This window comes from Marinobacter sp. S0848L (genome assembly GCF_023016065.1).
In the GTDB taxonomy this organism is placed as follows: domain Bacteria; phylum Pseudomonadota; class Gammaproteobacteria; order Pseudomonadales; family Oleiphilaceae; genus Marinobacter.
The window spans coordinates 30,907-57,315 of record NZ_JALKAQ010000005.1; the positions used below are offsets into that span (position 1 = coordinate 30,907).

Genomic DNA, 26,409 nt, shown 5'->3' on the forward strand with positions numbered 1-26,409 from the left:
CTAAAAAAAGCCCGTATCGAATACAACGCACACCGGGCCCAGATGGCGGTATTGTCATGGTTGGTGGTTTTACCACTAACTCTAAGCTTCCGCCAGAGCGGCCGCCTCGTCTACATCCACAGTGACCAATCGGGAACAACCCGGCTCATGCATGGTAACCCCCATGAGCTGGTCCGCCATTTCCATGGCAATCTTGTTATGCGTAATGTAGATAAATTGTACCTGTTTGGACATTTCTTTCACCAGATTTGCGTAACGTCCTACGTTGGCATCGTCCAAAGGCGCATCAACTTCATCGAGCATACAAAAGGGTGCAGGGTTCAACTGGAAGATTGAAAACACCAGCGCAATCGCGGTCAGCGCTTTTTCACCACCCGACAGCAAATGAATTGTGCTGTTCTTCTTGCCGGGCGGCCGTGCCATGATGGCCACACCGGTTTCCAAAAGATCGTCACTGGTCAACTCCAGATAGGCACTACCACCGCCAAACACCTTCGGGAACAGCGCCTGCAAGCCACCGTTGACCTGGTCAAAGGTTTCCCTGAATCGTTGGCGGGTTTCCCGATCAATCTTGCGAATGGCGTTATCCAGTGTTTCCAACGCCTCCATCAGATCGTCGTTCTGTTCGTCCAGATAGGTTTTACGTTCGCTCTGAACCTGATATTCCTCGATGGCGGCAAGATTAATCGCGCCCAAGCGCTGAATACGGTTACCAATTTTTGTAAGCTCTTCCGCCCAAACCTTCTCTTCAGCGTCTTCCGGTAGCTGACTAAGCACCTCCTGAAGTTTCACACCCAACTCTGTAAGCTGCTCAATATGGTTGCCCGAACGAATCTCGAGCGCCTGTGATTCCATCTTAAGCTTTTCAAGATTCGCCCGTACATCCTGAACCACATGATCGGTGCGACTGCGGCCTTGCTCGCGGTCGCGGACTTCTTTGTCGATATCTTCCAGGGCATCTCTGGCCGCGCTTAGCTTTTCTTCTTCCGCCAAGCGCCGCTCCAGCAACCCTTCCAGCTGCAGTTTGAGATCTTCAATGGGCTCTTCAGAGCTTTCGCGGGTTTCCCGCAATACCGCAAGGCGCTCCTCAAGGCGTTCTTTTTGCAGCTGCATCCGATCAATGGTTTGTTTCAGAGCATCACGCTGACTCTGCAGTGTTTGCAGCTGAAGCTGCAACTGATGTGCGTGGTCGCGATCGTGGCGCGCGTCCTGGCGCAAGCGATCAAGGTTCTCACGAAGCGTATCGCGCTGTTCAAGCAAGCGCTCTTTCTCTTCGTCGCTGTCTTCACTCGAAGCCAGCGCCATATCCCACTCTTCTTTGGCTTCTTGCAGCTGAATCTGCTGCTCTTCCAAATTGCCGCTTACCTCTTCAATATCATCGTGAATGCGGGCAATGCGGGCATCAATCTGTTCGGCTCTCGCTTTTAAACCGCTCACCTGTGAGGAAAGCCCCGACAACTCGCGCTGAACCTCACTCAAACGGCCTTGCGCGTCTTCACGAGCGGTTTCGGCGCGCTCACCCTGTTCTTGCAGTTGATCTAACTGCGCTGAGGCCTTCTCTAAGTTAGCTTCAGCGTCGACTAATTGACATTGCAACGCTTCAACTTTTTTCTGCCGCTCTATCACTCCCATCTGGCCAGCATCGGAATCGGGCATCAGTACCCAATCACGGCCAACCCAGACGCCTTCGGGCGTAATGACACTGTTGTTTGCGCCCAGACTGGAACGGCGGGCCAACGCTTCTTCGGTCGAGGCCGCCGTCTCGATATGGCCCATGAGCGTTTCTATGGCGGCCAGGCCGCTGACTTTTGCGGCGAGCCCCGATTTAGCGCCACTGCCTTCCCCGCTTTCAGCCACAACCGCAACCCCTTTAGGAGCCCGGACAATGACATCACCAAGATCCTCAAGCCTCGGTAAGGCCAAGCCTTGAGTAAAGCGGCCAATCACCTGTTCTACGGCGAACTCCCAGCCACTCTCTATGCTGAGCTGAGCGGCTACGCGAGGTGCGTTCGTCAAATCGTGTTCGGCCAGCCAGGCTTGCAAGGCATCGTCCTGCCCGCCCAACTGTTCATCCAGAAGTGCTTGCTGGGACTCAAGCGATGCCCGAAGACTTTGCACTTGCTGACGTTGGCTCGACACCTCTGCTTCGGCCTCTTTCAGGCGTTGGCGGGCCTGATAGACATCGTCTTGCAGCACCTCAATTTGTTCAGTTGCCTCTTCCCGTTGAAGCTCCAAGGTTTCCTGCTGCTCAAGCAGCTCTTCGAGCTCGGACCGGTCCAGCTGGCCCTCCAGCAAGGCTTGTTCGTCTTTCAGTCGTTGATGGCGGCTCTTTAGTTGTGCAATGGCTTCATCCAGCGAACGAATCCGCGATTGCGCGAGCTCTGCCTGACGGCGCGCATCGGAAGAGCGCGTACTGAACTCATCCCAGCGATGCTGCCAATCCGCCATGGCTTCCTCAGCCAGTTGCAGCTTCTCACTCGACTCTTCCGAACGCATAGCCAGCGCTTCTTGCTCGGGCTCAATCATGCCGAGCTCTTCAAGAATGGTCGCGAGCTTGTCTTCGTCCTGCTCGAGTTCGCGCTGTATCTCGCGCTGATTGGAAACCGCCTGGTCCAGCTCTATAGCGGCCTGACGGCTGCGGTCGCGATGATGCTCAAGGCTTTGTTCAATGCGGGCAATGTCGGCACCGGCCTCGTAATACTTCGCCTGTGCACGGTTGAAATGCTCGGTGCGCTCATGATGAGCCTCACGCAGGGATTCCAGCGAGGTTTCCAGATTTACCCGTTCAGTGAGTAATTTCTCTAACTCCAGCTCAGTATCCCGGATTTTCCCTCGCCAGGTCTGCAAATCGTTATCGAGAGCCTTCCATCGAAGCACCGTTAACTCGGCCTTCTTTTGCCGCTCTTCGAGCTTGTACGCCTTATACTTTTCGGCCGCCGCCGCCTGCCGTTCCAGATGCTGAAGTTGTCGGCCCAGCTCTTCCCTTAAATCCGTCAGACGCTCCAGGTTTTCCTGAGTTCGCTTAATACGGTTTTCGGTTTCTCGACGACGCTCTTTGTATTTAGAAATGCCCGCCGCTTCTTCGATGTAAACCCGCAACTCTTCGGGTTTAGCTTCAATCAGGCGGGAGATCATGCCTTGTTCGATGATCGCATAGCTGCGTGGGCCCAGGCCGGTGCCAAGGAACAGGTCGGTTATATCCCGGCGGCGGCACTTAGACCCGTTAAGAAAATATTCCGACTGGCCTTCGCGGGAAACCCGCCGTTTCACCGAAATTTCATTGAACTTAACGAATTCGCCCGGGGCTTTTCCGGCGTCGTTATCGAAAACAAGCTCGATGGATGCCTGTCCCACGGGCTTGCGTGCGGTCGAGCCGTTGAAAATAACGTCTGACATGGATTCTCCGCGCAAGTACTTGGCGGAGCTTTCGCCCATTACCCAGCGCACGGCATCAATAATGTTCGATTTGCCACAACCGTTGGGACCAACCACCGCAGTGAGATTGGTCGGAAACGGTACTGTTGTGGGATCGACAAACGATTTGAAGCCGGCCAGTTTAATGGACTTAAGCCTCATATCAGGCGTTCTCCTCCGTGAGAATCGTCAAAATCTGTTTTCGTTGATGTTCGCCGTATTGCTGAATAACTTGCTGAAGCTGAGCGGCATCTGACTGCATGGCGGCCTCCGCGAGCTTCTGAAATAACGCTCCGGTTTCTGCGGCTTCACCCGGCCGGCTCTCAAGCACCATGTAATAGGTACGGCTGATGGCGGGCCTGAAATTTTCGAGGGTTTCCTGCAGGAACGGGTTTTCAACCATTCCACAAGCGTTGCGGACGAGGTCGAAGCCCGCCTCGATAACCCGTTCAGGGTCATTGCCCGATGGACTTAACTCACCGAGTAACGAGCCATGATTGCGAACCTGCGCCGCCAGCCCATTGAGTTCATGCCCGGCCCAGCGCTCAAGCACTTTGCGCCCGAGCATGCATAAAAGATCAATATAGATATCGTAGAGCGCGTTGACAGAGCTGACGGTCAGCTCCGAGACCACGGCGCCGCGTCGCGGATAAATCTCTACTAAATGCCGTCGTTCGAGAATCAGCAAGGCTTCACGCACAGAGCCGCGGCTAACATTCAGCTCTCCGGCCACTTTAAGCTCCTGAATGCGCTCACCCGGCTTAAGGCTGCGGACGACAATGCGCTGACCGATGTGCTGGGCTATTTGCTCAGACAGACTCTCTGGGGCCTCGAATCTCATGCTAAAACTGCTCACCTGTAACGTTTGCGTTCAAGCGCGGCAGTTTATCACAGGCGCTCAAACGGCCTACACCCTTGTCGGACATTTTGATTTACACAGCGTTGTAATCGGCAAGATCCTGCCGAAACATTGACGCCATCATCGCCCCACCCCGTCATTACGGCAAAAGACACCTGTATCTGTCTGGAATTTATGCACTAATTTAATGTGGCACTAAAAATGCTATATCTGAATAACTTTATGTTCCGGAACGAGCGAGCCGCCGTGAAAAACCTGACATCCATTCAGTCGTCAAAATCCAAACCTGCCAAGCTGGCAGCGCTGAGACAGGCATTTCAGGCATGGAGCCAAGAACCAGACCCTCTGGCACGACTGACAAAAAGACTATCGACCACTTTGTCGCTGGAGCACCAGCTGGAGATTATCGGCGAGGAAATTTCGGCCTCGATTCCCTTCGATTCAATGCAATACCGGCACCGGATTGCCCGCCAGGATTTCGTATTTTCTACCGGTGTTGGCGGCCCGCACCGCTGCGAGTACCGGCTGTCTTTGGAGGGCAGCCATTACGGCTGGCTCACCTTTCATCGCCGTCATAAATTTAGCGAAGAGGAGCTGTCCGGATTCGAGATGATGCTGTCGGCCATCATCTGCCCCTTGCGCAACGCTTGCAAATTGATTGCAATTGAGCAGGCAGCACTGACGGATTCACTGACCGGCATTGGCAACAAGCGCGCGCTGCAGGAAGAGCTCATCCGCGCCAGCTCGCTTTCAGACCGTCTCAATGCACCCTGCACGTTAATCCTGTGCGACCTGGATCATTTCAAACGTATTAATGATAACCATGGCCATGTGGTGGGTGATCACATACTGGCAAAAGCGGCTGAAAAGATAGAACGAGCAATACGCAACTCAGATTCTGCGTATCGTTTCGGTGGCGAGGAGTTTGCTGTGCTACTGCCGCACACAGACATACAGGAAGCGAAAACAGTTGCTGAAAGGATTCGCGTGGCGCTGGAAAGCATCCGGGTGGACGGCGGAGAAATCCCAATCACAGTGACTGGAAGTTGCGGTATCGCGGCTCATATTGCTAACGAACAACCGGAACAATGGCTGATACGGGCCGATGAAGCGTTGTATCAGGCAAAAGCCGGCGGCCGCAATTGCAGCCGCGTGTTTGCCTCTATTCCCTGATACTACCGGCGTCAGTTACCCCGGTTGTTTCGCGCCGGGCGTGATGCGCCAGCGCTTTTCTTTCTCGTATCCCGCTTGGCTTTTGGCTGGCCCGCGTCGCTAACCTGCCAACTGCCACGCTTGGATTTTTGCACAGATCGACCGGGGCTCTTGCGCATTTTTCGATCATGTTCAGCTTGCTCGCCCGGCGTTTTCTGCGGTACCGGAACCGACTGCAGCTCCACGGTACGACTGAGCAAATCGACCGCTTTCTGATCCAACTCTTCCCATTTACCCAGGGACAAGCGACTTGGCAAGAAGATGGGGCCATAGCGAACCCGCTTCAGCCTGCTTACGCGCACGCCCTGAGATTCCCAAAGCCGACGCACTTCGCGATTACGGCCTTCCAACAAGGTGACATGAAACCATTTGTTCATGCCACTGCCACCCGCTTCCGAAATGTCAGAGAACTGGGCCATGCCATCTTCCAGTAATACACCATCCAGCAAACGCTGAATCATGGCTTCATCCACTTCACCAAAGACCCGCACTGCGTATTCTCGGTCGATTTGACGGGAAGGATGCATCAGACGGTTTGCCAATTCACCGTCGGTGGTAAACAACACCAAACCGGTGGTGTTTAAATCCAGACGCCCGATCGAGATCCAGCGTTGATCTTTCAGGCGCGGCAAACGGTCGAAGACGGTGGGACGGCCTTCCGGGTCTTTACGGGTGGTTACTTCACCTTCCGGCTTGTTGTAGATCAGAACCCGGCGAACAACCTGACCCGCGGACGAGACATCCAGTTTTTTGCCATCCAGCTCAAAGGTATCTTCAATCGTTGCTTTCTGGCCCGGCACGGAAGGCTGACCATTAACCAACAAACGGCCGGAGTCCATCCAGCCTTCTATCTCCCGGCGTGAACCCACACCGGCGCGCGCCAAAAGTTTCTGAATGCGCTCAGGGCCTTCAGTCAATGATTTATCACCTTGTGCGGCCTTCTTGCCTGCACGTGGTTTTCCGGGGCTAGATGCCGCCATGCATTCTTTCCTTACTGAGTATCTGACGCCTTGTGGCGGTCAGTGAAGTGTCTGTTCTGAGGGCGGCTCGTCACCCTGCATATTCTTTTCAATCTCACGGCCGATCTCTTCCAAATCCCGAACTTCTGACAACGCGGGCAACTCGTCAAGACCGGCCAGATTGAAGTAATCCAAAAACTGTTTGGTGGTGGCGTACATGGCCGGCCTACCCGGCACATCACGATGCCCCACAACGCGAACCCACTCTCGCTCAAGCAAGGTTCGAATGATATTGCTGCTTACCGTAACACCTCGAATCTCTTCAATCTCGCCGCGTGTGATCGGTTGCCGGTAGGCGATCAACGCCAGCGTTTCCAAGAGCGCTCGGGAGTAACGCTGCGGCTTCTCTTCAAACAGTCTGCCGACCCACGGCGCAAACTCTTCCCGGACCTGCAACCGGTAACCACTAGCAACTCTTTTTACCTCAAAACCCCGGCCCTCGCAGGCGCTTTCCAGCTGTACCATAGCCTGTTCCATCAACTGCCGGGTTGGCCGCTCGCTTTCCAGAAATAGCTCTCGAAGCTGTTCGATCGACAGGGGTTTGCCTGCGGCCAGCAACGCGGCCTCCGCGATCGCCTGAATTCTGACAAGTTCGTCTTCGTTCATGGTCGTAGATTACCCTTCAACTAGCGGCTCGTGCTCTGACATGAATCGGTCCAAGCACTTCGGCTTGCACCAACTCGATCAATTGTTCTTTTACCAGTTCAAGCGTCGCCAGAAAGCTCACCACGACCCCCAGTCGCCCTTCTTCAACCGAAAACAAGCTTTCGAAGGTCACAAAGCGATCACCCTGAAGCATCGAAAGGATATGGGACATACGCTCTCGCGTGGACAGCCGTTCTTTTTCAACATGATGACTGGTGAATAAGTCTGCGCGTTTCAAAACGCCCTGAAGCGCCAGAATCAACTCGCGCATGTCCACATCAGGATGCGGCTGGCTTGACGGTAATTTGGGCAAAGCGGCCGAGCCGATAAAGGTGTCACGCTCCACTCGCGGCATTTGATCGATATCTTCAGCGGCTTTTTTGAAGCGTTCGTACTGCTGTAACCGACGAATCAGTTCCGCTCTGGGGTCCAGCTCGTCGTCATCGTCAGTTTCCTGGCGCGGCAGCAGCATCCGGGATTTGATCTCGGCCAGAGTAGCCGCCATCACCAGATATTCAGCCGCCAGTTCAAAGCGCATTGACTCCACCGCTCCGATGTACTCCATGTACTGTCGGGTAATCTCACTGACATCGATATCCAGAATGTTCATATTCTGGCGCCGAATTAGATAGAGCAACAAATCCAGAGGCCCCTCGAAGGCCTCAAGAAAGACTGCCAAGGCATCGGGCGGTATGTAGAGATCCTTGGGAACATCGACCAAGGGTTTGCCCGACACCAGAGCGAGGGGCACCTGCTCCATTTCGTTAGAGGAAGCGTCGATTGGTTCTTTGATCTCGTCCGTCATACCATCGTCGTCTCTGTCAACGAATAGCCAACAAGCTCGACTCAGCGATAACTGAGGCCCATGGCTTCCCGAACTTCCTCAAGGGTATCTCTCGCTGCATCCCTTGCGTGCTCTCTTCCTTCCTGAAGAATTGAATACACCAAATCCGGGTTGTCTTCGTATTCTTTGGCTCGTTCGTGCAGTGGTTTCTGCTCTTCTACGATCGCTTCGATCAGCGGCGTCTTGCACTCCAGGCAACCAATACCCGCGCTACGACAACCTTCCTGAACCCAGGCACAGGTTGCTTCGTCGGAATAGACTTTGTGCATGCCCCAAACCGGACACTTCTCAGGCTCGCCCGGATCGGTGCGACGCACGCGTTGCGGGTCAGTCTGCATAGTACGGATCTTCTGAGCAACGCTATCCGGGTCTTCCCGCAAGCCAATGTAGTTGTTGTACGACTTAGACATTTTCTGCCCGTCGAGCCCTGGCATTTTTGACTCGGGCGTTAGCAACGGCTGCGGCTCCGGCAGAATCACTTTACCGCCACCTTCGATATAGCCGTACAGACGCTCGCGGTCACCCAACGAAATATTCTGTTGTTCTTTCAACAGCGCACGGGCGATTTCCAGTGCCTCGGTGCTGCCCTCTTCCTGATAGCGTTTCTTCAGTGAACGATACAGCTTGGCGTTCTTCTTACCCATTTTGACAATGGCCGCCTCTGCATTCTCTTCAAACCCGGGCTCGCGGCCATAGATGTGGTTAAAGCGGCGAGCGATTTCGCGGGTGATTTCCACGTGCGAGACCTGATCGGCACCCACGGGCACCTTACCTGCGCGATACATTAAAATATCGGCGGTTTGCAGCAAGGGATAACCAAGGAAGCCATAGGTCGCGAGGTCTTTTTCACGCAGCTTTTCCTGCTGATCTTTATAGGTTGGGATTCTTTCGAGCCAGCCCAGCGGGGTAATCATGGAAAGCAGCAAATGCAACTCTGCATGCTCCGGAACCTGAGACTGGATAAACATCGTGGACGAGCCCGGGTTTACCCCTGCGGCCAACCAATCCACAACCATGTCCCAGACACTTTGTTCAATGCCGGAGGGATCGTCGTATTGCGTAGTTAACGCATGCCAATCGGCAACGAAGAAGAAGCACTCAAATTCGTGCTGGAGCTTAACCCAGTTTTTCAGCACACCGTGGTAGTGGCCGAGGTGAAGCTTGCCGGTCGGACGCATGCCGGACAAAATTCTTTGCTGGGAATCGACGGAACTCAAAGCACAAACTCCTTCTTTCTATTTATAGAGCGCCTGACGGAACGTGAGGTCACGGGGTTAGTTATCAGGCTGACCGGGCATTATAGTCTTAACACCCGCCTGCGTTAAACAAACTGGATTAAAACAATCGCCCTGAAACGAAAAACCCCCGGTATTCTTTCGAATCCGGGGGTTTTTCTCAGGTTGTGAAAAGGCTTACCAGCCAGTCACTTCCTGCAGAGCCTTGCCGATTTCAGCCAGGCTGCGCACGGTTTTAACGCCGGCGTCGTTCAGAGCGGCGAATTTCTCATCCGCTGTGCCCTTACCACCTGAAATGATGGCACCTGCGTGCCCCATACGCTTGCCAGGAGGCGCAGTAACGCCGGCAATGTAGGAAACAACAGGCTTGGTGACGTTGTCTTTGATGAAGGCTGCCGCTTCTTCTTCGGCAGTACCACCGATTTCACCGATCATCACAATAGCTTCAGTCTGAGGATCTTCTTCCAGAAGCTTGAGAATGTCGATGAAGTTAGAACCCGGGATCGGGTCGCCACCGATACCGACGCAAGTAGACTGGCCATAGCCAAAGTCTGTGGTCTGCTTGACCGCTTCGTAAGTCAGAGTGCCGGAACGCGATACGATACCGACCTTACCTGGCTTGTGGATGTGACCCGGCATGATACCGATCTTGCTTTCGCCCGGTGTGATTACGCCTGGGCAGTTTGGCCCGATCATGCGTACACCTTTACGATCTACGTATTCTTTGGCGTACAGCATATCGATGGTCGGGATGCCTTCGGTGATGCACACGATCAGTTCGAGGCCGGCATCTGCCGCTTCGATGATGGCATCTTTACAGAACGGAGCTGGCACGTAGATAACGGTAGCCTGTGCACCGGTCTTTTCGACAGCTTCACGTACGGTGTTGAACACCGGCAGACCCAAGTGCTCGGTTCCGCCTTTACCCGGGCTTACGCCACCCACCATCTTGGTGCCGTACTCGATAGCCTGCTCAGAGTGGAAAGTACCCTGTGCGCCGGTAAAGCCCTGGCAGATAACCTTGGTGTCTTTATTAATCAGGATGCTCATTATTTACCCCCTGCGGCTTTAACGACTTGCTCAGCAGCGTCAGAAAGGCTGCTAGCGGCGATGATGTTCAAGCCACTTTCAGCCAGAACCTTGGAACCCAGCTCAGCGTTGTTACCTTCAAGGCGAACAACCACGGGAACTTTAACGCCAACTTCTTTCACTGCACCGATGATGCCTTCTGCAATCATGTCGCAACGAACGATGCCGCCGAAGATGTTCACCAGAACGGCCTGCACAGCGTCATCAGACAGGATGATTTTGAACGCTTCGGATACGCGCTCTTTGGTCGCGCCGCCGCCAACGTCCAGGAAGTTAGCCGGCTTGCCGCCAGACAGCTTGATGATGTCCATGGTACCCATGGCCAGACCAGCGCCGTTAACCATGCAGCCGATGTTGCCTTCAAGCGCAACGTAGTTCAGTTCCCAAGCTGCTGCTTCTGCTTCACGGGCATCTTCCTGTGAAGGGTCGCGCATTTCCTGCAGTTTCTTCTGACGGTACAGGGCGTTGCCGTCGGCGCCAATCTTGGCGTCCAGGCAGTGCAGGTCACCAGCCGGAGTGATAACCAGCGGGTTGATTTCCATCAGCGCCAGATCGTAGTCTTCGAACAATTTCGCCAGACCCATGAAGATCTTGGTGAATTGACCAATTTGTTTGCCTTCCAGGCCCAGCTGGAACGCCAGATCACGACCCTGGTATGGCTGAGGACCAACCAGCGGATCAATTTCTGCACGCAGGATCTTTTCCGGTGTTTCTTCAGCAACCGTTTCGATCTCAACACCGCCTTCAGTGGACGCCATGAATACGATGCGGCGAGTGCCACGATCTACAACAGCACCCAGGTACAGTTCCTGATCAATGTCAGTCAATGACTCGACAAGAATCTTGCTAACTGGCTGACCGTTTTCGTCGGTCTGGAAAGTTACCAGATTCTTGCCCAGCCACTGTTCGGCAAATGCACGGATGTCGTCAGTGTTTTTAACCAGCTTTACGCCGCCAGCCTTACCACGGCCACCCGCGTGAACCTGCGCTTTTACAACCCAGCTGTTGCCGCCAATTTTTTCGGCCGCTGCAACTGCTTCTTCCGGGGTGTCACAGGCGATGCCTTGTGAGACAGGCAGGCCATATTCAGCGAATAGCTGTTTGCCCTGATATTCATGCAAATTCATAGTTAATGTCCCGCTATTTGATGGAGGATAACCACGTACGGAGAAGAACCCGCTGCTCCCCTCTTGGGAAGCCTTAAACGCGAATTCGGTTTGATGAGCAGGGGATCACCTCAGCTCACCATGTCCGCAACCAGAAATCGGTTCTTGTTATAGCGAAGGGGCGCTCTTTCGGGCGCCCCTTCGCTTCTGGTCTGCGTTACTTCTTTTTGCGACGGTTGGCGACGTGAATCGCCCCACCCGCAACGGCCAGAGCGGCTTCGTGCACAGACTCGGACAGAGTCGGGTGCGCAAAGCAGGTCAGGGCCAAATCTTCAGCGGTAGAGCCGAACTCCATCGCAATCACGCCTTGGGCAACGATTTCCGAAGCCTGCGGCCCAACAACGTGGAAGCCAAGAATACGGTCAGTCTTCGCATCTGCGATGATCTTGACCATACCGCCGGTGGCGTTGGCAGCCATCGCCCGGCCGTTAGCTGCGAACGGGAATGAGCCCACATTGTAGTCTTCGCCTTCCGCTTTCAGCTGCTCTTCCGTTTTACCAACCCAGGCAACTTCCGGAGACGTATAAATGACGTTCGGAATGCAATCGTAATTCACTTGCGGTTTGTGTCCGGCAATACGCTCAGCAACCATGACACCTTCTTCAGAAGCCTTGTGCGCCAGCATCGGGCCACGAACGATATCACCTACCGCCCAAACACCCGGCGCTTCGGTTTTACACTGGTCATCAACAAAAATGAAACCACGCTCGTCCAGTTTCACGCCGGAGTCTTCTGCCAACAGGCCATCGGTGTAAGGACGACGACCAACAGCCACGATCAGCTTGTCGAACTTCGCTTCCTGCTTGCCTTTGGAATCTTCGTAGCTGACATTAACCAACTTGCGCTTCACTTCAGCACCGGTCATCCGGGCACCAGTGATGATGTTCAGACCCTGCTTCTTGAACTGCTTCAGTGCGTCTTTGGCAATTTGCTGATCAACCACTGGCAGGAAGTTATCTTGCGCTTCCAGAATGGTGACTTCTGAGCCCAAACGTGCCCAGACGCTACCCAATTCCAAACCGATAACGCCGGCACCGATCACACCCAAGCGCTTAGGCACTTCGGTGAATTCCAGTGCGCCTTCAGAATCCACAATGTGCTCACCGTCGAACGGTGCAGGTGGAATTTCAACCGGCTTGGAACCGCTTGCCAAGATGACGTTTTCAGCTTCGTAAGTCTTGGTTTTGCCGTCTTTATCGGTCACTTCTACCTTACGACCGTTCAGCAATTTACCGTGACCGTGAATCGACGTTACGCCGTTAGCCTTGAACAGACCCGCGATGCCGCCGGTCAGCTGCTTAACGATACCCGCCTTACGTTCCATCATTTTAGCCACGTCGATATCGACGCTCTTGGCCAAAATACCCATGGACTCGTAATCGTGGCTGGTTTCCTCGTACTTGTGAGTCACTTCCAGCAAGGCTTTAGACGGGATACAACCTACGTTAAGGCAGGTTCCACCCAACACCTGGCTCTTACCGTCTTCGGACGTCCAGGATTCTACACAAGCAGTTTTCAGGCCCAGCTGGGCAGCCTTGATAGCCGCCACGTAACCGCCGGGGCCGGCACCAATGACAATGACATCGTACTTATCGGACATAATGATTCCTGTTCCCAGATTCGTTGAGTGTCAGCTTACACGTCCAGCAGGATGCGCGCCGGGTCTTCTAGCATTTCCTTGATGGCTACCAGGAACTGAACGGCATCTTTGCCGTCGATCATACGGTGATCGTATGACAGCGCCAGGTACATCATCGGCAAGATCTCAACCTTACCGTTCACCGCCATCGGGCGTTCCTGGATTTTGTGCATACCCAGAATAGCCGTTTGAGGCGGGTTCAGAATTGGCGTAGAAATCAACGAACCGAAAATACCACCGTTGGTGATGGTAAAGGTACCGCCGGTCATGTCTTCAATGCCCAGTTTGCCACCTTTGGCCTTGGTACCGTATTCAACAATCTTTTTCTCGATGTCCGCCAGACCCAAGGCGTCAACATCGCGAATCACCGGTACGACCAGACCACGCTCGGTGGATACCGCAACACCAATATCCTGGTAACCGTGGTACACCATGTCATTGCCATCGATTGATGCGTTGACAGCCGGGAAACGCTTCAAGGCTTCAGTTGCTGCTTTGGCGAAGAACGACATGAAACCGAGTTTGATGTCGTGACGCTTAACAAAGCTTTCCTGATACTGCTTACGCAGTTCCATGATCGGTGCCATGTTCACTTCGTTAAACGTCGTCAACATAGCAGCGGTCTGCTGAGCTTCAACCAAACGCTTGGCGATGCTGGCACGCAGACGGGTCATCGGAACACGTTTCTCTGGACGCTCACCCGGTGCAACGTTCGCTTCCGGCGCAGCGGCAGGCTTGGACGCAGACGAACCTGACGATTTCTTGCTATCGATGTGGTTCTGAACGTCTTCTTTGGTAACGCGACCGTCTTTGCCAGTGCCTTTCACAGCAGCCGGATCAACGTCGTTTTCTTCGGCAAGCTTACGAGCTGCGGGGCTCAAAATCGCGTCGCCGGATGCAGGAGCGTCTTCGCTCTTATCGGATTTCTCTTCTTCCTTTTCTTCCTTACTGCTATCCGACTTACTCTCTGCAGGCTTGGACTCGCCGGCAGCACCTTCTTTAAATTTACCGATCACTTCGCCACTTTCGCAGGTATCGCCTTCGGCTTTGACGATTTCTTCAATCACACCGTCAGCCGGAGCAACAACCTCGAGCACGACTTTATCGGTTTCAATATCAACAATCAGCTCGTCTCGTGAACAGGCTTCGCCTGGCTGCTTGTGCCAGGTCGCGACGGTGCCTTCGGCGACCGACTCAGGGAAAACTGGGGCTTTAATCTCTGTTGTCATTACAATTCCTTAGCTCGGTAGCTCGTCAGATTTCGAACGCGTCGTTAACCAACTTCTTCTGCTCTTCGATGTGTACAGACATGTGTCCGCACGCAGGAGCAGCAGAAGGCTCACGACCGGCATACTGAAGGTAGAGTTTGGGGTTCAGGCGCTGAAGCGCATTACGCATATGGTGCTGACTCGGGTACCAAGCACCCTGGTTCATTGGTTCTTCCTGACACCAAACCACGTTTTTCAGCTTAGGATACTGACCCAGAATTTCATCCAGATCGTCAGCCGGGAATGGGTACAGCTGCTCGATACGAACCAAAGCTACGTCATCACGCTCATCTGCCTTCTTTTTATCCAGCAGATCGTAATACACCTTGCCGCTGCACATGATCAGGCGAGTCACCTTCTTCGGATCCGGCAGTTCCTTTTCAGGTAACACGGTCTGGAAGGTTCCAGACGTCAGATCGTCCAGGCTAGATATAGCCTCTTTGTGACGCAACAAGCTCTTAGGCGTAATGGCAATCAAAGGCTTGCGCAAGGGGCGCTTAACCTGACGGCGCAACATATGGAATATCTGCGACGGCGTTGTCGGTACACACACCTGAATATTGTGCTGCGCACAAAGCTGCAGGAAGCGTTCCAGACGGGCTGAACTGTGCTCTGGCCCCTGGCCTTCGTAGCCGTGCGGCAACAGCAGCGTCAGGCCACACAAACGGCCCCACTTATGCTCACCACTGGTCAGGAACTGGTCAATAACCACCTGCGCACCGTTAGCGAAATCACCAAACTGCGCTTCCCAAATGATCAACGCGTCTGGCTGAGTTGTCGCATAGCCATACTCGAAGGCCATAACCGCTTCTTCTGACAACAACGAGTCGTAGATATCGAAGTTCGGTTGGTCGTCTGACAGAGCCTGCAGAGAGATGTAAGCAGAACCATCCTTCTGGTTGTGCAGTACCGCGTGGCGGTGAGAGAAGGTACCACGACCTACGTCCTGACCAGTCAGACGGATCTGATGGCCTTCATTGAGCAGCGTCGCGTAAGACATCATCTCACCGTAGCCCCAGTTCAGAGGCAACGCGCCGGCGGTCATCTTCTCGCGATCGTTAACGATCTTGGATACCTGGCGCTGCACGCTGAATCCTTCCGGGACCTGCGTCAACTTCGTACCCAACTTTTTGATCGTTTTAGCCGCTACGCTGGTTTTACACTTGGCCGTCCACTCGTGGCCCAAGTAGGGAGTCCAATCAACATAGAGACCTTTGTTTGGCTCTTTAACCAACGATTTAACCACATGCTCGCCATTGTCGAGCGCATCCCGGTATTCAGTTTCCATCTGCTTGGCTTCATCCTCATTGAGGATGCCGTCCTGCATCAACTGGTCGGCGTAGATGTTACGTGTGGTTTTCAGCTTGCGAATTTTTTCGTACATCAACGGCTGAGTAGCCGCTGGCTCGTCGGCCTCGTTGTGGCCACGACGGCGGTAGCAAACCAGATCAATCACGACATCACGCTTGAACTCGTTGCGGTAATCAACGGCCAAATGCGTCGCGAACATCACCGCTTCAGGGTCATCTGCATTCACGTGAAGAATGGGCGCTTGCACCATCTTCGCCACGTCGGTGCAGTACTCTGTGGAGCGTGCATCTTCCTGACGGCTTGTCGTAAAGCCAACCTGGTTGTTGATCACGATGTGGATGGTGCCACCCACTCCAAAGCCCCGGGTCTGGGACATCTGGAAGGTTTCCATCACCACGCCCTGCCCGGCAAATGCCGCATCACCGTGCATCACGATCGGCAACACTTTGCTGCCGTCTGTATCGTTACGGCGATCCTGGCGCGCTCGAACCGAACCAACAACAACCGGTGCAACAATTTCCAGGTGCGACGGGTTAAACGCCATCGCCAGATGAACTTCACCGCCCGGTGTCATGACGTTGGAAGAGAAGCCTTGGTGATACTTCACGTCACCAGAGCCGGAATCCGCCAGCTTCTTACCTTCGAACTCGTCAAACAATTCTTTCGGGTTCTTGCCGAGCGTGTTAACCAACACGTTCAGACGGCCACGGTGCGCCATACCCAGGACGATTTCTTTCGCGCCATATGAGCCGGCACGCTGAATCAATTCGTCGAGACAAGGAATAAGACTCTCGCCGCCTTCAAGGCCGAAGCGCTTAACGCCCGGATAGCGTGAGCCCAGATATTTCTCAAGCCCTTCAGCAGCGGTCAGGCGCTCCAGAAGGTGCTTGCGGGTTTCAGGCTCATACTGCGGACGGGAACGTACCGGCTCCATGCGCTGCTGGAACCACCGCTTGATGCGGGTGTCCACCACGTGCATGTACTCTGCGCCGATACTTTGGCAATAGGTTTGGCGAAGCCCGTCGACAATGTCTCTGAGCTTCATTGTTTCGGAACCAAAGCTCAAAGAGCCGGTCTGAAACTCGAGATCGAGATCGGATTCATGCAGATCATGAAACGCCGGATCAAGATCTTCGACAGGTTCACGCTGCCAGACACCCAGAGGGTCAAGCTTGGATTCCTGATGTCCGCGGAAACGGTACGCGTTAATCAGCTGAAGAACACGAATCTGCTTTTTGTCAGCATCGGATGTGGCGCTGGCCGGAACGCCGCCACTGGCCAAAAAGCGCTGGTTTCGCGAGATGTGTTCAAACTGTTCACGGATTGTCGAGTGGATAACGTCACGACCTTGATGGCCATCGACACTCGGGAGCTTATCAAAGTAGCTCCGCCACTCTTCAGGAATAGCATTGGGGTCTGTCAGGTAGGTTTCAAAAAGCTGTTCAACATAGGCTAGATTTCCACCCTGCAAGTGGGAAGTCTGCCATAACTGCTCCATGATGCTTTCGTGCATTTTGAATAGCTCACCTTGGCTGGTGCGGGGGAGCGGGTATGGTCGGCCAGTGGTATTTTCCAGTCAATACGGGTTATTACGTCATGACAACCGGAAACCACAACCATTACGGAAGATTCCGTCCCCTGTGATTTTTTTGTGCTCAGCGACACTGCAAGGAAACCATAGGAAGGCAAACCAGGCAGCGGAGTCAGTTTGCATCCCGGTAAGACTTTTGACTATAAGCCTTTGGTTGAAGGCCCCGCATAAGCGAGGCCTTCAGGAGTGCTAACTGGCATCGGGTAACCAGTATAGCTATTTCTTCAAGTTTTGCCGGTCAGGTGGCCCTTTGCAGCAACAAATTCCGAATGTGGCCAATCGCCTTAGTCGGATTCAGGCCTTTCGGGCACACGCTTACGCAGTTCATGATACCCCTGCAGCGGAACACACTGAACGGGTCGTCAAGCTCGGCCAGACGCTCTGCCTGAGCCGTATCACGGCTGTCAGCAAGGAAGCGATAGGCTTGTAACAAACCTGCCGGACCAATGAACTTATCGGGGTTCCACCAGAACGATGGGCACGACGTTGAACAGCACGCACAAAGAATACACTCGTACAGACCGTCCAGCTTCTCACGCTCTTCGGGCGACTGCAGGCGCTCAATAGCTGGCGCCGGCTTGTCGTTCACCAAATATGGCATAACCTTTTCGTACTGCTTGTAGAAAAGACCCATATCGACGACCAGATCACGAATGACTGGAAGACCCGGCAGCGGGCGCAGAACCAACTTGTTGTTCTTGACCACGTCGGAAACCGGCGTAATGCAAGCCAAGCCATTCTTGCCGTTCATATTCATACCATCAGAGCCGCATACACCTTCACGGCACGAACGGCGATAACTCATTGAAGGATCTTTTTCCTTCACGAGGTTCAGCACGTCCAGAACCATAAGGTCTTTGCCTGCAGGGATCTCGACTTCAACGTCCTGCATGTAAGGGGCGTTATCAGCTTCTGGATTGTAGCGATACAGACTTACCAACATATTCAGAATCTCCCCTTAGTAGGTCCGGACTTTCGGCTCGAAGGTCGGAACAGTCTTCGGCGCAAAGTTCACGTCGCGCTTGCCCACACGTTTTTCGAGCGGGAAGTACATGGAGTGCTTCAGCCAGTTCTCGTCATCGCGCTCGGTAAAGTCGTTACGGGCGTGCGCTCCACGGCTTTCTTTACGCTCATGAGCCGAAATAGCGGTCGCCAAAGCAACCTCGTACAGGTTATCAAGCTCAAGCGCTTCGATACGCGCGGTGTTAAAGGCCTGACTGGAATCAGCAAGCTTGGTCTTACGGACCCGCTCACCGATCGCTTCCAGTTTCTTCAGCCCTTCTTCCATGCTCTTGCCGTCACGGAATACGCCGAAATACAACTGCATGCAGTTCTGCAGATCTTTACGAACCGTTGCAACATCCTCACCTTCAGATGCACTGTTCAGTCGATCCAAACGCGCCATCGCACGCTTGATATCTTCATCGCTGGCACCATCAACGTCGAAGCCACCACGAATCTGCTCTTCAATGTGCAGACCAGCCGCACGACCGAAGACCACCAAGTCGAGCAGCGAGTTACCACCCAGACGGTTGGCACCGTGAACCGACACACAAGCCGCTTCACCACAAGCAAACAGACCCGGGATAGGCTGATCGTTGCCGCTTTCGTCCTGAGTCAGGGCCTGACCGCCAACATTAGTGGGGATACCACCCATCATGTAGTGACAGGTCGGAACAACCGGCACCGGCTCCTTAACAGGATCCACGTGAGCGAACGTACGTGAAAGCTCACAAATACCCGGCAGACGCAGATTCAGCGTTTCTTCACCCAGGTGATCCAGCTTCAGCAGTACGTGATCCTTTTCAGGGCCGCAACCACGCCCTTCCAGGATTTCCAGAACCATGGAGCGCGCAACAACGTCACGACCCGCAAGGTCTTTCGCGTTCGGAGCATAACGCTCCATAAAACGCTCGCCTTCGGAGTTGATCAGATAACCGCCCTCACCCCGGCAACCCTCGGTTACCAACGTACCAGCACCGTAGATGCCAGTCGGGTGGAACTGCCACATTTCCATATCCTGAACCGGGAAGCCGGCACGCAGCGCCATACCAATACCGTCACCAGTATTGATCAGTGCGTTGGTGGTAGACGCATAAATACGACCAGCACCACCAGTGGCCAGAACGGTTGCCTTGGCTTTGATGTAGGCAACTTCGCCGGTTTCAATTTCGATGGCCACAACACCAACAACTTCGTTCTTGGAGTTTTTGACCAGATCTACGGCATACCATTCATTCAGGAAGCTGGTGCCACCTTTCAGGTTTGCCTGGTACAGAGTATGCAGGAGCGCGTGACCCGTACGGTCAGCTGCAGCACAAGTACGAGCCGCCTGAGTCGGGTTGTCAGGACCTTTGGACTGACCACCGAAAGGACGCTGATAAATACGACCTTGCTCAGTACGCGAGAACGGAAGCCCCATATGCTCAAGCTCAAAGACAGCCTGGGGACCTACAGAACACATGTACTCGATCGCGTCTTGGTCACCGATGTAGTCAGAACCTTTAACGGTGTCGTACATGTGCCAGCGCCAGTCATCGTTGGGATCGGCACTTGCGATCGCACAGGTAATACCGCCTTGAGCGGAAACAGTGTGCGAACGGGTTGGAAATACTTTCGTGATACACGCGGTGTTAAGGCCAGACTCAGTCAGCTGGAGGGCGGCTCGCATACCAGCTCCACCACCACCGATAACAATCGCGTCGTAAGACATGGTTTTGATGTTAGCCATCGATTAAAGCCCCCAAAGGATCTGAATGCCCCACACGACATAAACAAACATCACAAGGATGCAAGCTGCCTGTAGCAAAAAGCGCGGAAGCGCCGACTGGATGTAGTCCGTAGACACCGTCCACAAACCAACCCACGCGTGCCCGGCGATAGAAAGCAACGCCAGCAGGCTGAAAATCTTGAACCAACCCTGATTGAACAGCGCAGCCCAAGCCTGATAGTCAACGTCAGTCGTGATAAAGAAACCCAACAGGAACAACGTGTAAAGAGCCAGCACATAAGCTGAGGCACGCTGAATGATCCAATCCTGAATCCCGTTACGACCGATATTCGTTACACTGTTCATGCCCATACCCAGACTCCTGCCAGAATAATCAGAACAATGGAAACCACTAGCGTGATTTTCGCGGCAAGGCGACCGCTCTCAAGCTCTTCGCCGATACCAGCGTCCATCAACAGGTGCTTGATACCTGCAACGAGGTGGTACAGCAGAGCAGACAGGATGCCCCAGGTAATCAGCTTTGCCAGGAAGCTGTCCAGCAGTTCATTTACGCGATTAAAGCCATCTTCTCCGGACAGGGAGAGATCCAGGCCGTACATCAGAAAAGCAACACCCACAAAGATGATGATGCCGCTGATGCGATGCAGGATCGAAGTAATGGCTGGCAGCGGAAAATGGAACTTGCCGAGATCGAGATTTACTGGTCGTTTGCTATTCACAGCGCTCTCACACTCTCTTTTGGTTCCGCAAAACCGATATTCCGGCAGCGGATGGTTAGTATGTTGGGACCGGAGAATCGATACGAAACCGATAACCGATTGGTTCAGGAGGGCGGATGACAACCCGATAGCTTGCTATGCGATAGCCGACAAGCAGGCGCATCCCCGATTCCGGGCTACGGATTATAAGGAGACGCCTCGGTAATTACAAACCTGCAACAAGCCCGAAAGCCTTGCCAGCCGCACACCGGCTTCACCCATTCAGCTTATTGACAAAATAATCAAAAACAGAAAAGCACCGTAATCCGGCGCCTCGGAGCCCCATTTCGCTTTTGTAAATCCGTGTTTTCATCATCTATAGATTGACAAAAAAAGCTAACGCCCTATATTTTGCCGCCAGTTTTGCGATAATACGCGCCTTCTCGCGCATCTATAAATGCAAAGAGCTGTTAAAGCTAATTGAACAGGAGAGCACCATGACCGACAGGAAAGCCACGCTCTCGGTGGGAGATAAGTCCATTGAGCTTCCGGTTTATTCCGGCACCGTCGGCCCTGACGTTATTGACGTACGCGGGCTAGTCCAGGAAGGCGTTTTCACTTACGATCCAGGCTTTGTTTCTACCGCAGCCTGCGAATCCGCTATCACTTATATCGATGGCGCTAACGGCGTGCTGCTGCATCGGGGTTACCCGATCGACCAGCTGGCCGAACAATCTGACTTTCTCGAAGTGTGCTACCTCCTCCTGAACGGCGAACTGCCGAGCGAAGAAGAGAACAAGCGCTTTCACACCACCATTAAAAACCACACCATGCTGCACGATCAGATGCGCAATTTCTTCAACGGCTTCCGCCGTGACGCGCATCCGATGGCCATTATGTGCGGTGTTGTTGGCGCCCTGTCTGCGTTCTACCACGACCAGATGGATGTCGGCGATCCGAAGCAGCGCGAGATCACCGCTCACCGCCTGATCGCGAAAATGCCCACCATCGCCGCATGGTGCTACAAGTATTCTGTAGGTCAGCCGTTCATGTACCCGCGCAACGACATGTCCTACGCAGAAAACTTCCTGCAAATGATGTTCGGCACGCCGTGCGAAGAGTACAAACCAAACCCGGTGCTTGCGAACGCAATGGACAAGATTTTCATTCTGCACGCCGATCATGAGCAGAATGCCTCAACGTCCACCGTTCGTCTGGCAGGCTCCACCGGAGCCAACCCATACGCCTGTATCGCCTCCGGCATTGCAGCACTTTGGGGACCCGCTCACGGCGGCGCCAACGAAGCCGTACTGGATATGCTGGCCGAAATCGGCGACGAGTCCAACATTGAAAAATTCATCGCGAAAGCGAAAGACAAAGATGATCCATTCCGCTTGATGGGCTTCGGCCACCGGGTTTACAAGAACTTCGACCCGCGCGCCAAAGTTATGGCTCAAACTGCTCACGAAGTATTGAGCGAACTTGGCCTGGAAAACGATCCTCTGCTGAAAATCGCCCAGCGTCTCGAGAAAATCGCCCTGGAAGACGAATACTTCGTGAAGCGCCAGCTTTACCCGAACGTCGACTTCTACTCCGGCATCATTCTGAAAGCGATCGGTATCCCAACCTCTATGTTTACCGTTATTTTCGCAATGTCCCGGACTATTGGCTGGTTCTCACACTGGAACGAAATGGTCAGCGGTGCCAACCGTATTGGCCGTCCGCGCCAGCTTTACACCGGCTCGCCGAAGCGCGATTATCCAAGCAAGTAATTGCTCAGGGTACACCGGAAAACACACAAAGGCCGCTGATTTCAGCGGCCTTTGTGTTTGTGATCAAGAAGGAGATCAACAATGACAACAACCGCTGCATTTATTGGTTTAGGCGTAATGGGCTTCCCCATGGCAGGCCATCTGGCGAACGCAGGCATTTCAGTACAAGCATGGAACCGGTCGACAGGAAAAGCTGAGAAGTGGGCCTCCGAGTATTCAGGAACAGCCTGCAACACAATCTCGGAAGCCGTTCAGAATGCCGATTTCATCATGACCTGCGTGGGTGCCGACAAAGATCTTCTGGCCGTATACGAAGGCCCTGAAGGCATTCTCGAAAACGCCCCGAAAGGCGCAACCCTGATAGATCACACAACCGCATCAGCCGGCATTGCCGAGCACCTTTTTACCGCCGCCTCCAAAGCCGGACTCGGCTTTATTGATGCGCCGGTTTCGGGCGGCCAGCAAGGCGCCGAAAACGGACAGCTCACCGTTATGTGCGGCGGCGATCAGGCCGATTATGAAAAAGCGGCGCCGATCATGGAACATTACGCCCGGGCACTGAATCTGATGGGCCCTGCTGGCAGTGGTCAGAAAACAAAAATGGTTAACCAGATTGCCATTGCAGGCTTGATTCAGGGGCTTTCGGAAGCACTCCACTTCGCCGAACAAGCCGACCTGGATATTCAAAAAGTCGTGGAGGTAATTTCTAAAGGCGCAGCCCAATCCTGGCAGATGGAGAACCGCTCTGCGACCATGGCCGACGGTAAGTTCGACTACGGTTTTGCAGTGGACTGGATGCGCAAGGACCTGGGGATCTGCTTGCAGGAAGCCAATCGAAATGGTGCGTCTTTGCCGGTCACAGCGTTAGTGGACCAATTCTACGGAGATGTGCAAAAGATGGGCGGAAATCGCTGGGATACGTCTTCGCTTATACAGCGGCTTCGCAAGACGTAACCCAAACCGCTATTTCCGGAACACGCTACGGGCAGCGCCTCTTCCTTTGGCGCTCCCGTAGAGCTCGACACCAGGCGTTACTTTTTCTTCTTGTCCCTTGGCACCCAGCGGCCGTTTTCATACCAGGCAGACCAACCCGTCGCTTTGCCGTCTTTTTCCGACATAACGTACTGCTCTTTGGTTTTCCGACTGTAACGAATAACAGTTGGATTGCCTTCAGGGTCTTTCTCCGGCGCATCCATCAGATAGTCGTGCTTCGGATCAATTTCCTTCCGGTGCGGCTTGATTTCCATAACCAATGGCGGACGAGTCTCCCGGTTCTTCGGGAATTTGCTCGCAGCCAGAAACAGCCCCGACGCACCGTCCCGCAGAACGTATGTGTCATCAACCTTCTGGCACTGCAACTCAGGCATCGGAACCGGATCCATCTTGGGCGGCGCAGGCTCTCCGCTCTTCAGCAGCTTCCGGGTATTCTTGCAGTCGTCGCTCGTGCAACCAAAGTATTTGCCAAAGCGCCCGGTCTTCAGCTGCATTTCCGATCCGCACTTGTCGCATTCAAGCGTTGGGCCGTCATAACCCTTGATCCGGAAGGTACCCTGCTCCACTTCATAGCCGGAACAGTCAGGGTTGTTGCCACACACATGCAGCTTACGGGTTTCATCCACCAGATAGCTGTCCATGGCTGTGCCACATTTTTCACAACGACGCTTCATGCGCAGAAGCCGGGTTTCGCCTTCACCTTCTACGTCTTCGTCAGCGCTCACAACCTCATCGCCAGAGACAAGATTGATCGTGGTCTTGCAGCGCTCCTTTGGCGGCAGAGCATAGCCCGAGCACCCAAGAAAAACCCCGGTACTCGCGACACGGATCTGCATATTGCGACCACAACTGGGGCACGGTATATCGGTTTCGGTCGGCGTATTCGCGCGCATACCGCCATCTGCCTGGCTGGCGCTATCAAGCTGCTTGCGGAACTTGGCGTAGAAATCATTCAACACCTTCTTCCAGTTCACATCGCCACCGGCAATGTGGTCAAGCTCGTCTTCAAGGCGCGCGGTGAAGTCATAGTCCATCAGGTTCGGGAAGGACTCTGCCAACCGCTCAGTGACGATCTCGCCCATTTTCTCGGCGTAGAAACGGCGATTCTGCAAGCGCACGTAACCACGATCCTGGATGGTGGAAATGATTGATGCGTAAGTAGACGGCCGTCCGATTCCCTGTTTCTCCAGCTCTTTAACCAGGCTCGCTTCCGTATAGCGCGGAGACGGTTTGGTGAAGTGCTGCGTGGGGTCCAGCTTATTCAGATCGAGGGCTTCATTCACCTTGATGTCCGGCAGCGCCACGTCTTCGTCTTTCTTGGACGATTGCGGTGCGGCTTTCAAGAAGCCGTCAAACTTAACGATGCGCCCACGGGTGCGTAGCTCATAGTCGCCATTCGCCACCACAATCGATGTGCTCAGAAATTCTGCGTCGGCCATCTGACAAGCAATGAACTGACGCCAGATAAGGTCATAGAGCTTCTCAGCATCTTTCTCAAGGCCGGAAATATCAGAAGGCCTGCGGGTCACATCGGAAGGCCGAATAGCCTCGTGCGCCTCCTGAGCGCCCTCTTTACTGCCATATAAGCGCGGGGAGTCTGGCAAATAGCGATCACCAAACTGCTTTTGAACAAACGCTCGACAGCTCTCAACCGCATCTTTGCTGAGGTTGGTAGAGTCGGTACGCATATAGGTGATGTAACCCGCCTCGTACAAGCGTTGCGCCAACATCATGGTCTTCTTGACACTGAAGCCCATCCGGTTACTGGCCGCTTGCTGCAAGGTCGAGGTAATGAACGGAGCCGACGGTTTTGAACGGGTTGGCTTATCTTCCCGCTTGGCTACCTTGAAGCTGCCGTCTTTGAGGCGAGCCACGTGCTCGTTGCTCTGAACCTCGTTGGCCGGACGGTACGGCTTTCCGTCATACCGGGTCACTTCAAAGCGCACCGGCTGCTTGGCATTATTCGGGCTCAGCTCCGCGTGCAGCTGCCAGAACTCTTCCGGAACAAATTTACGTATCTCGCGCTCGCGTTCGACAATCAGGCGCACCGCAACAGACTGTACGCGCCCTGCCGACAAACCTCGGGCAATCTTGCTCCACAACAGCGGCGAAACCATGTAGCCCACAACCCGATCCAGAAAACGGCGCGCTTGCTGCGCGTTTACGCGATCCGTATCGAGATTACCCGGGTCCTCAAACGCTTCCTGAATGGCGCGTTTCGTGATTTCGTTAAACACCACCCGGCGGTACTTATCCGGCTCGCCACCAATGGTTTCCTGGAGATGCCAGGCAATGGCCTCCCCCTCTCTATCCAAATCCGTTGCGAGATAAATATGGTCTGCGTTTTTGGCTAAACGCTTCAGCTCACTGACCACTTTCTCTTTGCCCGGCAGGATTTCGTATCGCGCACTCCAGTCACGATCAGGATCCACACCCATGCGTGCAACCAATTGCTCTCTGGCTTTACGCTTTTTGTGTTCGGCCTTTTCCTCGGGACTCAACTTACGTGTCGCAGCCGCCTGCTTAGCCCGTTCTTTCGGGTCAGACTGACTACCACTGCCACTGACAGGCAGGTCACGAATGTGGCCAACACTCGACTTAACAATGAAGTCCGAGCCCAGATACTTGTTGATGGTCTTCGCTTTCGCTGGAGACTCGACAATAACGAGACTTTTACCCATATCGGAGATCTATATCCTTGGCGGCGAATCGGTTAATAACTAAACAAACCGCAAACTCGCATAAAAATCAGGCAACTGGAAACGTAAGGGTTGCCATTATGTATAGGCACACTGTTTTACAGGGTCAAGAATAGCAAGACAACCCATTCTTTGGCCTGAGACAGTCTTTTTCTGATTTTTGGCACCAAACAAGAGCACCACAAACAGGAAGGCCCGGCATAAGCCGGGCCTCCTGAGCAAGC

The 26,409-nt window shown here is 53.9% G+C and carries 19 protein-coding genes; 3 read left to right on the forward strand and 16 right to left on the reverse strand.

Features of this window, described 5'->3' with window-relative positions:
* Positions 1-81: 81 nt before the first annotated feature.
* Positions 82-3,576 carry a chromosome segregation protein SMC gene (gene smc, locus MWU64_RS08035; protein ID WP_247063306.1) on the reverse strand — a complete coding sequence of 1,165 codons (3,495 nt, stop codon included), beginning with the start codon at positions 3,574-3,576 and terminating at the stop codon, positions 82-84.
* A 1-nt stretch (position 3,577) separates the two neighbouring features.
* The gene (locus tag MWU64_RS08040; RefSeq protein ID WP_247063308.1) at positions 3,578-4,255 is read right to left on the reverse strand and encodes a GntR family transcriptional regulator; all 678 of its coding nucleotides are present in this window, start codon (positions 4,253-4,255) and stop codon (positions 3,578-3,580) included.
* 264 nt (positions 4,256-4,519) lie between these two features.
* On the opposite strand from MWU64_RS08040, the gene MWU64_RS08045 reads away from it, so the two are divergent.
* Entirely contained in the window at positions 4,520-5,446 is a 927-nt protein-coding gene (locus MWU64_RS08045) for a GGDEF domain-containing protein (protein ID WP_247063666.1), read from the forward strand.
* An 11-nt stretch (positions 5,447-5,457) separates the two neighbouring features.
* On the opposite strand, the gene rluB is transcribed toward MWU64_RS08045, so the two are convergent.
* The 13 genes from rluB to sdhC form a co-directional block, all read right to left on the reverse strand.
* On the reverse strand, positions 5,458-6,465 hold the full coding sequence (gene rluB / locus MWU64_RS08050; protein ID WP_247063312.1) for a 23S rRNA pseudouridine(2605) synthase RluB: 1,008 nt from the start codon (positions 6,463-6,465) through the stop codon (positions 5,458-5,460).
* Positions 6,466-6,504: 39 nt separating this feature from the next.
* Positions 6,505-7,110 carry an SMC-Scp complex subunit ScpB gene (scpB, locus tag MWU64_RS08055; RefSeq protein ID WP_247063315.1) on the reverse strand — a complete coding sequence of 202 codons (606 nt, stop codon included), beginning with the start codon at positions 7,108-7,110 and terminating at the stop codon, positions 6,505-6,507.
* A gap of 16 nt (positions 7,111-7,126) precedes the next feature.
* Positions 7,127-7,954 (reverse strand): ScpA family protein, encoded by an 828-nt coding sequence (locus MWU64_RS08060; protein ID WP_247063317.1) that lies wholly within the window; start codon positions 7,952-7,954, stop codon positions 7,127-7,129.
* A gap of 41 nt (positions 7,955-7,995) precedes the next feature.
* Positions 7,996-9,210 carry a tryptophan--tRNA ligase gene (locus tag MWU64_RS08065; RefSeq protein WP_281496305.1) on the reverse strand — a complete coding sequence of 405 codons (1,215 nt, stop codon included), beginning with the start codon at positions 9,208-9,210 and terminating at the stop codon, positions 7,996-7,998.
* A 195-nt stretch (positions 9,211-9,405) separates the two neighbouring features.
* Positions 9,406-10,278: a succinate--CoA ligase subunit alpha gene (gene sucD, locus MWU64_RS08070; protein ID WP_247063319.1), complete on the reverse strand. Its 873-nt coding sequence runs from the start codon at positions 10,276-10,278 to the stop codon at positions 9,406-9,408.
* On the reverse strand, positions 10,278-11,444 hold the full coding sequence (gene sucC / locus MWU64_RS08075; protein WP_247063321.1) for an ADP-forming succinate--CoA ligase subunit beta: 1,167 nt from the start codon (positions 11,442-11,444) through the stop codon (positions 10,278-10,280). Before sucC ends, sucD begins: the two co-directional genes overlap by 1 nt.
* A gap of 196 nt (positions 11,445-11,640) precedes the next feature.
* Entirely contained in the window at positions 11,641-13,083 is a 1,443-nt protein-coding gene (gene lpdA, locus MWU64_RS08080; RefSeq protein WP_247063323.1) for a dihydrolipoyl dehydrogenase, read from the reverse strand.
* A 35-nt stretch (positions 13,084-13,118) separates the two neighbouring features.
* Positions 13,119-14,351 (reverse strand): 2-oxoglutarate dehydrogenase complex dihydrolipoyllysine-residue succinyltransferase, encoded by a 1,233-nt coding sequence (gene odhB, locus MWU64_RS08085; RefSeq protein ID WP_247063324.1) that lies wholly within the window; start codon positions 14,349-14,351, stop codon positions 13,119-13,121.
* 25 nt (positions 14,352-14,376) lie between these two features.
* Complete coding sequence (locus MWU64_RS08090; protein WP_247063325.1) at positions 14,377-17,214, reverse strand: 2-oxoglutarate dehydrogenase E1 component; 2,838 nt, start codon at positions 17,212-17,214, stop codon at positions 14,377-14,379.
* A gap of 316 nt (positions 17,215-17,530) precedes the next feature.
* Complete coding sequence (locus MWU64_RS08095) at positions 17,531-18,235, reverse strand: succinate dehydrogenase iron-sulfur subunit (protein ID WP_247063327.1); 705 nt, start codon at positions 18,233-18,235, stop codon at positions 17,531-17,533.
* A gap of 15 nt (positions 18,236-18,250) precedes the next feature.
* Positions 18,251-20,023: a succinate dehydrogenase flavoprotein subunit gene (gene sdhA / locus MWU64_RS08100; protein WP_247063329.1), complete on the reverse strand. Its 1,773-nt coding sequence runs from the start codon at positions 20,021-20,023 to the stop codon at positions 18,251-18,253.
* Positions 20,024-20,026: 3 nt separating this feature from the next.
* Complete coding sequence (sdhD, locus tag MWU64_RS08105; RefSeq protein ID WP_247063331.1) at positions 20,027-20,374, reverse strand: succinate dehydrogenase, hydrophobic membrane anchor protein; 348 nt, start codon at positions 20,372-20,374, stop codon at positions 20,027-20,029.
* On the reverse strand, positions 20,365-20,742 hold the full coding sequence (gene sdhC / locus MWU64_RS08110; protein WP_114335565.1) for a succinate dehydrogenase, cytochrome b556 subunit: 378 nt from the start codon (positions 20,740-20,742) through the stop codon (positions 20,365-20,367). Before sdhC ends, sdhD begins: the two co-directional genes overlap by 10 nt.
* Positions 20,743-21,218: 476 nt before the next feature.
* On the opposite strand from sdhC, the gene gltA reads away from it, so the two are divergent.
* Together gltA and MWU64_RS08120 are read left to right on the forward strand one after the other, a co-directional pair.
* Positions 21,219-22,493, forward strand: a complete 1,275-nt coding sequence (gltA, locus tag MWU64_RS08115) for a citrate synthase (protein WP_247063333.1) — start codon at positions 21,219-21,221, stop codon at positions 22,491-22,493.
* Positions 22,494-22,574: 81 nt separating this feature from the next.
* Entirely contained in the window at positions 22,575-23,447 is an 873-nt protein-coding gene (locus MWU64_RS08120) for an NAD(P)-dependent oxidoreductase (RefSeq protein ID WP_247063335.1), read from the forward strand.
* Positions 23,448-23,524: 77 nt separating this feature from the next.
* Here the strand turns inward: MWU64_RS08120 and topA are convergent, their stop codons facing one another.
* On the reverse strand, positions 23,525-26,167 hold the full coding sequence (gene topA, locus MWU64_RS08125) for a type I DNA topoisomerase (RefSeq protein WP_247063337.1): 2,643 nt from the start codon (positions 26,165-26,167) through the stop codon (positions 23,525-23,527).
* Between the last annotated feature and the right edge of the window lie 242 nt (positions 26,168-26,409).

Bases quoted from the DNA above. Each gene is read 5' to 3' on its own strand.
- scpB (WP_247063315.1), bottom strand. From the start codon at position 7,110: ATGAACGAAGACGAACTTGTCAGAATTCAGGCGATCGCGGAGGCCGCG.
- MWU64_RS08090 (WP_247063325.1), bottom strand. From the start codon at position 17,214: ATGCACGAAAGCATCATGGAGCAGTTATGGCAGACTTCCCACTTGCAG.
- sdhA (WP_247063329.1), bottom strand. From the start codon at position 20,023: ATGGCTAACATCAAAACCATGTCTTACGACGCGATTGTTATCGGTGGT.
- topA (WP_247063337.1), bottom strand. From the start codon at position 26,167: ATGGGTAAAAGTCTCGTTATTGTCGAGTCTCCAGCGAAAGCGAAGACC.
- MWU64_RS08040 (WP_247063308.1), bottom strand. From the start codon at position 4,255: ATGAGATTCGAGGCCCCAGAGAGTCTGTCTGAGCAAATAGCCCAGCAC.
- sucD (WP_247063319.1), bottom strand. From the start codon at position 10,278: ATGAGCATCCTGATTAATAAAGACACCAAGGTTATCTGCCAGGGCTTT.
- MWU64_RS08095 (WP_247063327.1), bottom strand. From the start codon at position 18,235: ATGTTGGTAAGTCTGTATCGCTACAATCCAGAAGCTGATAACGCCCCT.
- MWU64_RS08120 (WP_247063335.1), top strand. From the start codon at position 22,575: ATGACAACAACCGCTGCATTTATTGGTTTAGGCGTAATGGGCTTCCCC.
- lpdA (WP_247063323.1), bottom strand. From the start codon at position 13,083: ATGTCCGATAAGTACGATGTCATTGTCATTGGTGCCGGCCCCGGCGGT.
- smc (WP_247063306.1), bottom strand. From the start codon at position 3,576: ATGAGGCTTAAGTCCATTAAACTGGCCGGCTTCAAATCGTTTGTCGAT.
- sdhD (WP_247063331.1), bottom strand. From the start codon at position 20,374: ATGGGCATGAACAGTGTAACGAATATCGGTCGTAACGGGATTCAGGAT.
- odhB (WP_247063324.1), bottom strand. From the start codon at position 14,351: ATGACAACAGAGATTAAAGCCCCAGTTTTCCCTGAGTCGGTCGCCGAA.
- sucC (WP_247063321.1), bottom strand. From the start codon at position 11,444: ATGAATTTGCATGAATATCAGGGCAAACAGCTATTCGCTGAATATGGC.
- rluB (WP_247063312.1), bottom strand. From the start codon at position 6,465: ATGGCGGCATCTAGCCCCGGAAAACCACGTGCAGGCAAGAAGGCCGCA.
- MWU64_RS08060 (WP_247063317.1), bottom strand. From the start codon at position 7,954: ATGACGGACGAGATCAAAGAACCAATCGACGCTTCCTCTAACGAAATG.
- gltA (WP_247063333.1), top strand. From the start codon at position 21,219: ATGACCGACAGGAAAGCCACGCTCTCGGTGGGAGATAAGTCCATTGAG.